This window comes from Acidobacterium sp. FHG110202_01 (genome assembly GCF_059115305.1).
In genome coordinates this window covers 463,857-477,487 of record NZ_JBZYWJ010000001.1, presented here as the reverse complement: position 1 = coordinate 477,487, position 13,631 = coordinate 463,857, and the positions used below count along the sequence as shown (strand labels likewise).

Here is a 13,631-nt window from a genome sequence, read left to right as displayed (position 1 = left end):
TGTTATGAGCCCATTTTCCCGTCGCGACTTCCTGAAAGGTTCACTGGCTGCCGGAACGATTGCCGGCCTTAGTCCTCTTGCGCTGACTGCCGCGCGCCGTACAGCTACAGATACCGTCACTTTAGGCAAATCAGGAATGCAGGTCACGCGACTTGCCTTCGGCACCGGCAGCAACAATGGCCACGTGCAGGCCTCGCTCGGTCAGCAGGAATTCACGCGCCTGGTGCATTACGCATATGACCACGGCATCCGTTTCTTTGAAACCGCGGAGGCCTACGTCACTCCCGCGATGCTGGGCGAAGCGCTCAAGGGCTTTCCGCGCGACAGCTATCAGCTCATGTCCAAGGTGACCACCGACGAGGAGAATGACCCGCTGAAGCGTTTCGATGCGATGCGCCAGACCCTCAAGACTGACTACTTCGACATCATGCTGCTGCACTGGCAGCATACGGATGACTGGGTTGCTGCTACTGCACGCTGGCAGGACGGCATCCTCGAAGCACAGTCAAAGAAGATCATCCGCACGCGCGGAGCATCGGTCCATGGCCTGCCCGCGCTCCGCCAGATGCCCGGCAACAAGTGGCTCGAAGTTGCGATGATCCGCATGAACCACAACGGTACGCGCATGGACGGCCCCACCTGGGAGGACAACAACAATCCCGATCATGTGGATGAAGTAGTGGAACATGTCAGACAGGTGCACAAGCAGGGCATGGGCGTTATCAGCATGAAGCTCGTGGGCAACGGCGCCTTTACACGCCACGAAGACCGCCAGGCTGCCATGAAGTTCGCCTTTCAGCACGCAGGCGTGGATTGCGCTACGGTCGGTTTCAAGAGCACGCAGGAAATCGACGAAGCCATCAATAATCTCAATCTTGCTCTGGCCTAGTAAGGATGGTGAGAGAACATACCGCTTCAATGCATGGCTCACAGACCTTTGAACGTATGTGGTTCGATCTGCGCTATGCATTCCGGCAGCTGCGTCGAGCGCCGGGATTTGCGCTTACCGTCGTCACTACTCTTGCCCTTGCCATCGGAGCAAACCTCGCTGTTTTTCAACTGCTCTATGGCGTGATGCTGGCTCACCTGCCTGTCCAGCAACCGGACCAACTCTATTCACTGCACGCGCTCAAGTCTCCATTTGATGGGCAGTGGTTCTTCTCTTATCCGGCATACCAGCGCCTGCGGCAGGCCAGTGGAAGCTCCGCTCCAGTCATCTCGCGCTCGGGCCTTGAAGAGGCAACATTACAGGCGAGCGATGGCTCTGCGGAACGGGTAAATTTTCAATTCGTTTCCGGAAACTTCTTCAGCGTGCTTGGAGTTCATCCCTTTGCCGGACGGCTTTTCGCGGACAGGGACGACGAGCCAGGGCAGAATGAATGGCCTGCCGTGGTCACGTATCAATATGCGCAGGAGCATTTCGGGCTGGACCGGTCCGTGGTTGGCAGGCGGTTCGTTCTCAATGGAGTTCCTGTCGTCATCGCCGGTATTGCGCCTGAGCGTTTCTATGGAGTCATGCGCGGCTTCGCGCCTGATCTCTGGCTGCCTCTTGAAGCGCAGGCATCAGGACAACTCGGCGCATGGTTCGATTCACTTGGACCGGGTTTTGGAATCCATCTGAACGAGCCATGGCAGAATCAGCCCGGCATCTTCTGGCTGTGGCTGCTGGCCCGTATGCCTGATGCGGACAAGCCCGCAACGCCGGCGCGATGGACAGCTGCACTGCAGCCGGACCTGCAATTGATCGCCGCAGCATCGAAGGACGCGCATGTTCGCGAGCAGACTCTGGCGGCGAAAGTTCAGCTAGTCTCAGCATCCAGTGGTGAAGGGGCATTTTTCAAACGGTATACGCCGCCTCTGATTCTCCTGATGGCAATGGCCTCGGTCATTTTTCTGGTCGGTTGTCTCAATCTGGCCAACCTGCAACTCGCGCGTCTCTCGAGCCGTTATCGTGAAATTGCTATTCGCATCTCTCTGGGTGCGACCCGGTGGCGGGTAATGCGCCAGATTCTGATCGAGAACCTGCTGCTCGCTCTTCTGGGTGGAGTGTTTGCATTCGCAACCGGACGTGCCGCAAGCGCTGTCCTGCTGCACTGGGCTTCCGGACGAGACTGGACCATCGCGCTCGATCTGCATGTGAATGCATATATGGTTTTACTGGGAGCAGGGCTGCTTATCTGCTCTATGGTCTTATTCAGCGTCTGGCCTGCGTGGTGGATCACGCGAAGCAATTTCGCAGCGGCAAGCGGATCAAGACAAATCACACCTGGCCTTAACTCGGGTGCTACGAATAAGTCGTCGAGCATCCTGCTTGCCGGGCAGGTCTGCTTCTCGCTGCTGCTGGTAGGCATGGCTTATATGTTTGGTCAGACGCTGCTCAGCGTGGATCATATCGATGCGGGCATGGACCGTGAACATGTGATCTCTGTCCATCTCGATACCGCCAGGTTTGCAAAAGGGCGGCAGGACGATCTCCCTGCGCTTTACCGGCAGATGAGGGAGCGCCTGAAGTCATTGCCCGGCGTGACCAATGCAGCCGTCCAGATGTGTTCCATTCCCGGTTGCGGATGGAATACGGCCCTCCACGTCTTCGGCCGGCCTGAGATGGCTGATGCGCAGATGCATGGAGAAGAAAATCACATCGGCACGGGCTATTTCCGGACGCTCGGTATTCCATTGCTGCGGGGAAGAGATTTCTCAGACGATGACCGCACGAATACAGAGCCCGTCGCCATCATCAATCAGGCGTATGCAAGAAAACTGTTCGGTGAAGAGAACCCAGTCGGACACTGGATTGGTTACAGGCCTGCTCCTGACGACCACCAGTTTTTGATAGTAGGCGAAGCAGCCGATACCCGCGTCGATGGGCTGCGTTCACCCGCGCCGCCAGTTGTCTATATTCCTGTCAGCCAGCATTCCGACGTAATACACACCATCGAAGTGCGCGCCAGCGGCCGCCCCGAAACAATTGCAAGGCAAGTTCGTCAGGCGATTCATGAACTGGCCCCCGATCTTCCCGTAAAGGAAATCGTGACGCTCAATACCGAGTTTGAAGATGGTCTCGCGACAGAAAAACTGCTTGCTCGTCTTACTGCGGTCTTTGGCAGTCTCACGCTTACGCTGGCAGCGCTGGGGTTTTATGGACTGCTGTCGTTCCGCGTTTCCAGGCGCACATTCGAGATTGGAATCCGCATCGTTCTGGGAGCAACACGTCTTCATATCCAGATGCTGGTGTTGCGGCAGACGCTCATGATTCTGCTGGTTGGAATTCTTCCAGGAATTGTTCTCACATCTATCGCAGGGCATCTCGCGCAAAGTGTTCTCTACGGCGCAGGCAAAGCGAGTCTGTTAGCCATGCTGTTTGCGGCCGCAGCATTAGCTATAGTTGGAGTCGTTGCGACATTCCTGCCCGCGCGGCACGCTGCTTCGGTCAACGCCATCGAGGCGATCCGAACGGAGTAGATGCTTATGCCGGAATGCTCCTGTCAGTTAAGTACCATGAGGCCCCAGTCGAGAAACTGAAACTTCAGACCAGATGCCTTTTGTTCATTAGCAGCACGGCATTGCGATGTAGCTTAAAGAGTAGCCTTATTACTTGCACTGAGAACCCCCTCAATGTCAAAGTAGTTAAGCTCAAAGGACATCTCTCTCTGCTAACAAGTCCAAATTCAGGTGTCGGACGTACTATGAGAGAGGAGAATGGAGTCATCCGGCATGGATGGCGTTCAAACCGATGCTGATGATGTAGCTCTGATCGCGCGGACCAGGCAGCGCGACCAGGATGCATTCGCACGATTGTATGATCGTTACTCAGCATTGGTGTATTCGGTGGCTTTAAGAGTGTTGAGGAATCCCAGCGCGGCCGAAGATGTCCTTCATGACATCTTCCTGCAGTTATGGCGTTCGCCGGAAAAATTCGATTCGGCCCGCGGGAACTTTGCCTCGTGGCTTGCCGTCATTGCCCGGAATCGCGCCATCGATGGAACGCGCCGCGAAAGACCGCGAATCGATCCGGAAGACGTAGTTCTGATCTCGCCCGTGAATATAGAAACCGAAGCGGAACGAAATGCGGTCGCCGAGAAGGTGCGGAATTTGCTGCAGGAGATGCCTGAAGCGCAACGCAGCGCCGTGGAGATGGCTTTTTTCGACGGCATGACACATGGAGAGATAGCGGCAGCAACACGTGAACCGCTGGGCACCATCAAGACGAGAATAAGGTCCGCACTGATGACGATACGGAAGGCATACGAGAGATGACGAACGAAACAAAACTCGATCATGTCGATCCGGAAAGTCTCGCGCTGTTCGCGATGAGTGCGCTGGATGCGGAGGAATCTGCTCAGATTTACACGCATGTTGAAGATTGCGCCGCATGTCGGCTGGAAATTGAAAAAATCAGAGGAGACCTCAGCCTGCTGGCGATTGGGGGTTCGCCCCTGGCACAGCCTCCTGCCCGCTCAAAGGCGAGATTGATGACAGCGATCGGCAAAGAGAGCGCTCATGTCAATGAGCGCCCGGCCTCGTCGTTCTGGAAATGGGCATTCGCATCGAGCGGCGTTCTGGCCCTGGCGCTGATTGGAGTTGTTCTTCTGCAACGCGGAGAAGTGCATAGCCTGCACAAAAGTATCGAGGGCATCCAGGCCAGCCTCGATCAGGAGCGGGCAACATCGCAACGGGCGCGGCAGGTCGCTGAGTTGCTGAACTCTCCGAATTCGATTCGTTTCACACTGGTGACAGCCCAGGTGCATCCACAACCGGAGGCGCATACTACTTACGATCAAAGCAAGGGCCTGGTATTGCTGGTAGCCAGCAACCTGGCGGAGCTTCCTGCAGAGAAGACATATGAGCTTTGGCTGCTTCCAAAATCCGGTACAACTCCCATTCCCGCCGGCCTTTTCAAGCCGGATGTGAGCGGCAATGCGCAGATGCTTTATGCGGAAATTCCTTCCGGCGCTGAGGCGAAGGGTTTTGCAATCACGATAGAGCCGAAGCAGGGCTCTCCTGCTCCTACGACGACCCCATTCCTGGTCGGCCTTGTAAAGTCATAGCGCAGTAATCACTGCAACTGCTTTTCACAGACCAGGTATTTTTTCAATTTCAGAACCAATCCAGGACTCAGCCTGCCTCGTACTAGTGCTGTGGACGAAAGGCTGCGGGCCTCGATGAGTGGTCCGCTCCAGGCCTGCACGGTTCCATAAATCGATTCAAGGAGATTCGGATATGAACCTGTCAAAAGATGACGCAGCAGCTCAACTTATCGCCGATGGAGGCTCAACAGGGATGACGAGACGGTCATTCTTCAAAAGCGCTACGTTTGCCGGGGCTGTCAGTGCAGTTGCGCTGGGCGGTTTCACGAAACTGGCTTCCGCGCTGGATATGGATGAGGAAAGAGATTTCAACCACCACTGGTCCGGCCACGGCAGGACCAGGCTGACAAAGGGCGACCGCGATATTCTGGTTGCCGCAGAGATTGCCGAGGCGCTGGCGGTCACGACGTACTCCAACATCATCAATACGGCGCCATTCTTCGACCATCTGGAGTCGGACGACCAGGGATATCTCCGGGCAGCGCTGCAGGAAGAGATGTCGCACTACCTGCTGGAACAGTCGGTGACGGATGAGCCTAGCCCGTACATGACTTTTTACTACCCGAAAAACATGTTTGCCGACCCGCAGACGACTTTGAATACGCTGGTCACGCTGGAGGATGCCTTCATTGCCGCTTACCTGATCGGCGTACGCAACTTCAGCACTGTAGAGCTGCGGGTGACGGCGGCGCGGATCATGGGTATCGAAAGCGACCATCGCACGCTGGCGCGCGTCGTTGCTCCTGGTGTGGCAGCACAGGATGGCGGCCCGATCGAGACTGTGACCGGAATCCAGGGAGTGGCGGAGAGCGTCGATCCTCCAAATAACAATGGCTACGAAAGAACGCTATGCCTTACACACATCGAGCAGGCGGTAAAGGCCCTGACGCCGTTTGTCGATCCTACAGCAGCGAAGTCAGCGGGCTTCGACACCTCGAAACCATATTCGTTCGAACCGTTTAATCCGACGTTGCCGTCTCCATTGGGAGAGTTCATTTCCTTCAAAGGCTGCTGAGTGTGGAGAGATTCCCAGGTCTCGATTCTGAGACCTGGGGACATCAGAAAGCAGGGTGCGTCTAACCATGACGCTTGGCCAATCAGGCAGGAATGCGGCGCACGGCAATCACTTCAAAGCCGCTCACAACTCCTTCAATGGCGCGGTCACGGAGGAATATCTCTACGGACTGCGTTCCGGCAGCAAAATCCGGGCCGATCGCTTTGAGAATGCTGGATCGCAGCTCCTTATTAAAGATCAGCTGAGTTGCCGCCTCGTTGGCTTCCATGGATGCGGCATTGAGCAGAAGGACATAACCCGTTTTTGTCAGATTGGGCAAAATGGCAATGTCCACATAGCTTTCCGTTGGATCGAACTCCAGCGATGGAATATAGATGTCCTGTTCGCCTGCCAGCGGATGCTTGTTGCGGAAATGGAAGATGTGCGTGGCCGGGTCTTCTTCAAAAGCGAAGTTCAGCCTGGGCTCGAACAGTGTTACCCACGGATCGGCTGTCCGGCTGCCAATCAGAATAAAATTGCCTTTTTCAAAATCGCGCGCGTTCAGATAGCGCGCATAGCGGATCGTAATCTGAGCGCCATATTGATGGGCCAGCTCTACGCACTGAACTGCAATGTTCAGGTCGGCAAGGCTGGTGAATCTTCGCGGAGCCAGCCTCTCGAGCATCTGCTTCTCGCCGTCGTCTGAAGCATTCGCAAGAATATTGGCTGGATAGTTCCTGCTGATGTACTCCTTGAGCGACAGATCGGTATGAAGCATGTTCTGGAGAAAGACCAGGTTTGTATCCGCGACCACAATCGACACCGGCACGTCGCTGATGAAAATGCGGTCGAGGATAGGATTATGCGTAGGCCGCGCTATTGAAGCTGAAACGCGACTGTGCTGGCCGAGGGTATAGAAGAGGAAGGCAATGGCTGCCACCCCGGCAGCAGCAAAAAGGTAAGCCCACCGCAACCTTGGCAGAAAGGGACGTTCGGGCGGCTCGCTGCTCTCCTTGTCCGGAGGCAGTTCTTCAGAGACTTCCATGACCGGAGGCGGAGCCGCAGCTTCCCGCGGCTCGAAGCTCGGAACGTAGGTGCCTTTCGGGATGGTGACGACCAGAGGCTCAGATTTGCCTTCCAGCGAGAAATACTGTTCCAGCTTCTTCCGCAGGTGCCCGATCTGCACGCGAACGATATTGTCACCCGAGGGATCGAAATCATCCCGGCGTCCCAGCACCTCGCAGGCAATCTCGTACTCCCGGATATTGATCGCCTGATCGAGCAGCTTGCGCCGGGTGATATAGAGGAGGATCTCACGCAGCTGTGCAGCTTTAGCAAAGTGCTGGCTGGAAGCAATCCGATGGACCAGCTGCCATCGTTCATCCTCGGCAAGCTTGGGATTTTCTTTTTTGTATCCGGATTCCCCGTCGGGGGCGATCAGAGCACTGGAGGCGGTCATGGCAGATATCAATAAACCAAAATTAGGAATGAACGGCACCAAGTGTAGTGCTGCTATCTGCCAAAGTCCAGCAGGTAGTAGCGCCGGTAGAGAAGGGTAACTTGATCTACATTTTAATCAATAAGATACGGCTGCGCCAGGGCTTTGTCTGATGGGCGAATTTACGTAAAAGCTGAGTAGCTTCACGGTAAATTGTCTTGTTCGCGGTGCAAGCAGACGCGGAATATTCTCGCCAGTTCGAAGTATTGCGAAAAGCACATGATAAAGAAGTCTATCTGGTGGGTTCTTTTTTGGGGGCTGTATGCAGTTGGTTTCATCCCAGGCGCCGTTGCTCAAACGGGAGCGGGCGCCATTCAGGGAACCGTAAAGGACCCAAGCGGGGCTGTTATTCCCGGAGCAAAGATTTCGATTACTCAGGCGGACACCAAAGTCACGTCACAGACCGAGACCAACAAGGATGGCTTCTACATCGTCCCTTCGTTGTTTACCGCTGAATACTCTGTCAAGGTAGAAGCTCCCGGCATGCGCCCATGGGAAGGCCATGTTGCTTTGCGCGTCGGCCAGACGGCGACGGTAGATGCACAGCTGGACGTGGGGGCCGCGACCGCACAGGTCACGGTAGCCGGAGACGTCACGCCCCTCATCACGACCGATTCTCCCACTACAAACACGACCCTCGAACGCGCGCGCATCGAGCAGCTGCCGATCAACGGCAGGTCGCTGCTTACGCTGACAAGCGACACGACTCCCGGAGTGGAAGGCCAGCGCTCCAATGGACTGCGTGAATCTGCCTTCGAGTTCGTACAGGACGGAACGCCTCTGGCCAACCGCGATCAGGGCGGTCTCGATTTCCAGCCGCCCGATCCTGACTCGGTCGAAGAGATGCGGATCGAGAACTCGAATTCATCGGCAAAGTTCAACCGTCCCGCAACGGCAGTTCTTACCACGCGGTCCGGCACCAATCAGATCCACGGTACCGCCTTTGAAACCAATCGCGACAACAGTTACGGCATCGCCAGGAACCGTCAGGATTCCTATACATCGAGCGCTCCAAAATTCATACGCAATGAGTTCGGAGCGTCCGTCGGCGGGCCGATTTATTTCCCCTACCTGGGTCCCGGACCTAAGCTCTATCGGGGACGGGACTCATCTTTTTTCTTTGTAGCCTGGGAACGTCTCGAGCTGCGGAACAATTTTTCAAGAACCCTCTATGTGCCGACGATGGCCATGCGCCAGGGCGACTTCAGCGCGCTGACCAACGGAAGCGGGCAGGGAATTGTCCTCTACGACAACCAGACCACTGCTCCTGCCAGTCCGTGGACGCGCCAGCCGTTTCCCGATAATCAGATTCCGATGAGCCGGCTCAGTCCACTGGCCAAGGCTCTCTACGCCATTACTCCTCCACCGACGAACAACGCCAATCCCATGCTGTCTACCGGCTTCAACTGGATTGGCCCTACGCCCAACAACCAGACCACGACTTCATTCACGACACGACTGGATCATCATTTCAGCGAAAAAAACACGGCTTACCTTCGATACACCTGGGGACACAACGAGTTTTATAAATTGGGGTCAACTGCTCTTGGTCCGCCGACATTGCACAACGAAGCCAATGTCACCTTTCAACCCATCAAAACGCAGGGCGCAGCCATTGGCTGGACGCACATCTTTTCACCAAGATTTTTTAATGAATTTGTCGCCGCCATGAATTATGAAGGCGACACCGTACAAACCGGGCCTGATCCCAGCCATAACTATGCCGCCGACCTGGGGCTGGAAAACAACTATGGACTCCTTGGCTGGCCTTACATCACCGGCACCACGCAAACGGGAACCGGCAATACATCGATGCTCATGGGTTACGGCCAGGGAGACAACACCCGCCGGAATGGCCAATACATCAACGTCTTCGATGACAACGTGTCCATGGTTCTTGGCCGTCACCTGCTGCAGTTCGGCGGGCGCTATCGCCATGAGCGCATTCATATCCTGCCCGACCAGCCGTACCCGTCGAGGGCCATCTTCAGTCAGTTGGGCACAGCCATTTACGATCCGAAAAGCGGAACACAGTACAGCGCACTCAACAATACCGGCGCCGCGGTAGCCGACTTCTTTATCGGCGATTCGCAGGAATACCAGAACACTCTTGCGCCGGCCTACCTGCGCCTGCGCGACCAGGAGATTGCCGCCTACATTCAGGATGATATCCACGTTCAGAGCAACCTGGTGTTCAATGTCGGCCTGCGCTGGGAGGCTCATCCCGCGCTGCATGAAAAGTACAACCAGTTCACTGCGTTTGATTTCGCGAACCATGCCATCGTCACCGGCAAGCCGCTCGACCAGCTCTATCAGCTTGGTTTTACCAGCCCGCAGATCGTAAGCGGCATGGAAAGCATCGGCGTGAAGTTTGAGACGACTGAGCAGGCAGGGCTGCCGAGCAGCGTGATCAACAACCAGCTCTTCACCTTCGGCCCGCGTCTGGGACTTGCATATAGGCCGTTTCAGAGGAGCCAGGGAACTGTCATTCGCGGAGGATACGGAACCTACATCTATCCGCCACCTACTCGAAATTTCTATGCCTCGCTGAACGGACAGGTCCCCTACACCAACGCCTTCCAGCAGGACTACACCAATCCCGTGCAGACCGATGGGCTGCAGAACTATATTCTCCGCTCGCAGCAGACTGTCGTTGCCGGGCAGAACAGCTCGGATGCCATCAACTTTAATGCTGCATCTGCTTTTACTCCCGGCACATTCACTATCGGTGTGCTGGACCATGACTATCCTGTGACTTATGTGCAGGAGTGGAACGCAACCCTCGAGCAACAGTTCAAGGGCCAATCTGCCTTACGCATCAGCTATGTGGGAAACCACGGAAACAATCTGGAGCAGTACTGGTACAACAACACCAAACCAAGCAACTATGTGTGGTTTGAGACTACAGGCCAGCCGCTCCCAACCGGGCGCTATTCCAACACCGCGACCCGGCCTTATGACAAAACTACTTATGGAGAGCTCGAAGTCCAGAGAAAGACCGGCTACTCCAACCTCAACTCCATCCAGATCAATTTCCAGCGCCTCTACAATAAGGGTTTTGCCTATCAGGTCTTCTATGTATACAGTGCTGCGCTGAAGAATGGCGGCAATGGTTTCCGCGACTCTGTCGTCTATCCGTTTTCTACTTTCCTGCCTGGCACTATGTCGAGTTATCCCGACTATCTCAACAGATTCCAGAACTATTACCGCGACACCGCCATACCCAAGCACAGAGTCCGCTATAACTGGCTCGTAGATCTTCCATTCGGGAACGGCAGGCGCTACTTCTCCGGTGTCAATCGATTCGTCAACGAATTCATCGGCGGCTGGGAAATTGGCGGCATCGGCTCTATGGGAGCATCGTACTTCCAGCCGGCGCAGACAGACTGGGGGCCATTCACGCCGATCCATACTTATGGCCGCAAGTACAAAATCGATGACTGCCGCAGCGGAGTCTGCAACAAAGGCTATCTTTACTACAACGGATATATTCCTCAGTACCAGATAAACACGGCAAAAGGCGTAACCGGCATACCATCGAATTACACGCCTGCACATTCTCCTGTCATCCCGCTGCCCCCCTCGGGGCCGCCCGCGGGTGGATGCAGCAAGAATCCAGATCCAAACTGCCCGTATTACGGGTCGCAGACAGTTTTCGTCAGGCTTGCCAACGGTACGACTGTCGCCACACCGTATGCTCCCGGACCGCAGGGAGCACCTGGGGGATCATCACAGGGAGTTCATCCTTATTCCAGATCGTTTCTGCTTGGCCCGCTCAACTGGAGTACAGACGCATCGATCTTCAAAGTATTTCCTATTTCAGAAAAGATCGGCCTGAGGCTTCAGGGCGATTTCTTCAATGTCTTTAATCAGCAGGGAACAAATTATCCGGATTCATCTACCGGCCTGATCAATACCACCAGTTCCTACAACACTGCACGGCAGATTCAACTGACTGCGCGATTAACATGGTGATCCTGAACTGAAGAGGTGATTGAGACTGGCAGTCAATCGGGGGTGACGGCCATGTCAGTAAGAAGTAAGAGATGTGTTTTATGGATGCTGCTTTGTAACCTGGCTGTTGCTGTACCTGCATCGGCCACAGAAATAGAACATAAGATCGTTGTCAACGGACAGTTGTACTCCACGTTGAATGCCGCGTGGAGCGCTGCTGTTTCCGAAGCAAGCCAGAGCGGCACCGATCAGACGATCTTCCTTTCATCCGGTAATTTCCCGGTCACGGCAACGCTGGCTGAGCCGGCCAATGGCGTATGCGTCAACATCATCGGTTTTTCCGGGACATCGGGCGGCGCGGACGTCTCCACCTCTGCGACTACCATCTCAGCGGCCAGCGGTATTTCCGGCGATCTGATTAACCTGCTGAACGCATCGGCTTCGAACATCGCCGAGGGCTGCACCTTCAGGGACTTCACCGTGCTCGGAAACAAGCTGATCACTCACGCCTTCGAGCTCCAGTGGTTCAGGGCGCTTGCCATTGAAAATGTGACCATCAATGACACGACGTCAGATGCGATTCTTCTTGGAGAAGTATCCGGCACGCATAATGCCGTGATGTACCTGCGCAACGTCACCATCAGCTATTCAGCCAGTGCGTTTACTCCGGCAAACCGGCCAAACTACGGGCTAAACATGCAGGCCACTGTGTACGATTCCTATGTCGACTCGCTGATCGTGCGGAATGCGCTGCAGGCCGCGGTCTATAACGCCGGAGGCAGCACCACCTTCAATCTCATTCATGGATTCGGCTACCCCTATACTTGCACCACGCCTCCCTGCAATAACCAGGAAACGAACGCTTCCGCTCCGGATGCTTCCTACGCGACCAACTGGGAAGTGATTGACTACGGCCACGGCGGAAATATGTACTTCAACACTTATATGGATTCGCCGGCGCTCGCCGCCTTCGATCTGCACTCGAACGGAGTGCAGGTGAATGGCGGACATATCGAATGGCCGGATGTCACGTCTTTTCCATACGCATCGTTTGCGGTTGTCGAAGCCAGCGTCACGTCAAACATCATCTTCTCGAATGTGGATTGTCTGAATATGCCGGGCGGCGCGGGCTACGGGCCTTCGCAGGGCGCAGGCGTATGGGTGACCTATCTTGGGAACCCGCCGCAATACTCGACTCTCGATAATCTTGCCGGGTGCGGGGATTATTTTCAGACAACGCAATCCGCGTCTGTCACGGCGTTTGACCGCAGCGGCAATTCTTTCTACGACACAAATGCCAGCGCAAACAACGGCAAGGGGCAGGTACCTCGTGTGTGGGCCTCCCCGCTGTCATCGGCAGCAAACTATGCGGCTTTCGCCGCGCAGCTTTATACCGGCTATCTGGGCGATATGTATGTCGGAGCATTCGACGGGCATCCATCGATATTCAACGTTACCTACCAGGGAACAGTACGGACTGCAGGAGGGCTGGCTTTGAGCACAGTGATGAACACTGCCGCGACTCTGGCTCTGACGACGGCCAACAAGAATGTGCTGGCGAATGCGGCGAGCGGCGCGCAGACGATCATGCTGCCGGATTGTTCCACCAATATGCCGGATGGGGTGCTTCCAACCGGCCTTGAAATCACGATTTACAAGATTGACACCACAACAAATACGGTTACCATCAACTCGGCAGCTTCCGGACAGAACATCTTCTACAGCGGAACCTATTCAGCTTCACTGGCAATCACTGCTCCCGGCGCCACGACACTAGTATGTGGTCCTGATTACAACTGGTACGCGAGATAAGCCCGGCAATATAAAAAACGCACAGCGTTTGCTCATCTCGACCCTGCATAACCCAAAAAACAAAAACTATTGCGAAGGTATTCATCGGGTCAATGTTTGCATAGATTTATAAGCCCTTAGAGGACGAAGATTACAAAGTTGTTGTGCTATCATTCGTGCGATAAGAAGTTTCGGCCTTTGCAAGTATTCTGTTGCTCATGCCGTCACTTGTGATCCAGGTTCATGATCTAGCTGGACCGCTGCAGTTTTCAGACAGACGGCATCTAATGCGAGCACTGGAAGTTTT

The 13,631-nt window shown here is 55.1% G+C and carries 8 protein-coding genes; 7 read left to right on the top strand and 1 reads right to left on the bottom strand.

The annotated features are described in order from the left end of the window. The first annotated feature begins 4 nt into the window (after positions 1-4). The 5 genes from AC5S16_RS01880 to AC5S16_RS01860 all read left to right on the top strand — a co-directional run bounded on the left by AC5S16_RS01880 (position 5) and on the right by AC5S16_RS01860 (position 6,102). Complete coding sequence (locus tag AC5S16_RS01880) at positions 5-889, top strand: aldo/keto reductase (protein ID WP_493928305.1); 885 nt, start codon at positions 5-7, stop codon at positions 887-889. 29 nt (positions 890-918) lie between these two features. Next, positions 919-3,462 (top strand): ABC transporter permease, encoded by a 2,544-nt coding sequence (locus AC5S16_RS01875; protein ID WP_493928304.1) that lies wholly within the window; start codon positions 919-921, stop codon positions 3,460-3,462. 252 nt (positions 3,463-3,714) lie between these two features. Then, complete coding sequence (locus AC5S16_RS01870) at positions 3,715-4,257, top strand: RNA polymerase sigma factor (RefSeq protein WP_493928303.1); 543 nt, start codon at positions 3,715-3,717, stop codon at positions 4,255-4,257. Beyond that, positions 4,254-5,048, top strand: a complete 795-nt coding sequence (locus AC5S16_RS01865; protein WP_493928302.1) for an anti-sigma factor — start codon at positions 4,254-4,256, stop codon at positions 5,046-5,048. The genes AC5S16_RS01870 and AC5S16_RS01865 overlap by 4 nt, the downstream gene beginning before the upstream one ends. A gap of 172 nt (positions 5,049-5,220) precedes the next feature. Then, positions 5,221-6,102 carry a ferritin-like domain-containing protein gene (locus AC5S16_RS01860; RefSeq protein WP_493928301.1) on the top strand — a complete coding sequence of 294 codons (882 nt, stop codon included), beginning with the start codon at positions 5,221-5,223 and terminating at the stop codon, positions 6,100-6,102. 82 nt (positions 6,103-6,184) lie between these two features. On the opposite strand, the gene AC5S16_RS01855 is transcribed toward AC5S16_RS01860, so the two are convergent. Next, a complete protein-coding gene (locus tag AC5S16_RS01855; protein WP_493928300.1) occupies positions 6,185-7,540 on the bottom strand; it encodes a hypothetical protein in 1,356 nt (451 codons plus the stop codon). Positions 7,541-7,798: 258 nt separating this feature from the next. Between AC5S16_RS01855 and AC5S16_RS01850 the strand changes: the two genes are divergently transcribed. Then, positions 7,799-11,554 carry an outer membrane beta-barrel protein gene (locus tag AC5S16_RS01850; protein WP_493928299.1) on the top strand — a complete coding sequence of 1,252 codons (3,756 nt, stop codon included), beginning with the start codon at positions 7,799-7,801 and terminating at the stop codon, positions 11,552-11,554. Between the two features lie 84 nt (positions 11,555-11,638). Beyond that, the gene (locus AC5S16_RS01845) at positions 11,639-13,345 is read left to right on the top strand and encodes a hypothetical protein (protein ID WP_493928298.1); all 1,707 of its coding nucleotides are present in this window, start codon (positions 11,639-11,641) and stop codon (positions 13,343-13,345) included. Positions 13,346-13,631: the final 286 nt, after the last annotated feature.

Coding starts and splice junctions, on each gene's coding strand:
- AC5S16_RS01880 (WP_493928305.1), top strand. CDS start 5: ATGAGCCCATTTTCCCGTCGCGACTTCCTGAAAGGTTCACTGGCTGCC.
- AC5S16_RS01875 (WP_493928304.1), top strand. CDS start 919: ATGCATGGCTCACAGACCTTTGAACGTATGTGGTTCGATCTGCGCTAT.
- AC5S16_RS01870 (WP_493928303.1), top strand. CDS start 3,715: ATGGATGGCGTTCAAACCGATGCTGATGATGTAGCTCTGATCGCGCGG.
- AC5S16_RS01865 (WP_493928302.1), top strand. CDS start 4,254: ATGACGAACGAAACAAAACTCGATCATGTCGATCCGGAAAGTCTCGCG.
- AC5S16_RS01860 (WP_493928301.1), top strand. CDS start 5,221: ATGAACCTGTCAAAAGATGACGCAGCAGCTCAACTTATCGCCGATGGA.
- AC5S16_RS01855 (WP_493928300.1), bottom strand. CDS start 7,540: ATGACCGCCTCCAGTGCTCTGATCGCCCCCGACGGGGAATCCGGATAC.
- AC5S16_RS01850 (WP_493928299.1), top strand. CDS start 7,799: ATGATAAAGAAGTCTATCTGGTGGGTTCTTTTTTGGGGGCTGTATGCA.
- AC5S16_RS01845 (WP_493928298.1), top strand. CDS start 11,639: ATGCTGCTTTGTAACCTGGCTGTTGCTGTACCTGCATCGGCCACAGAA.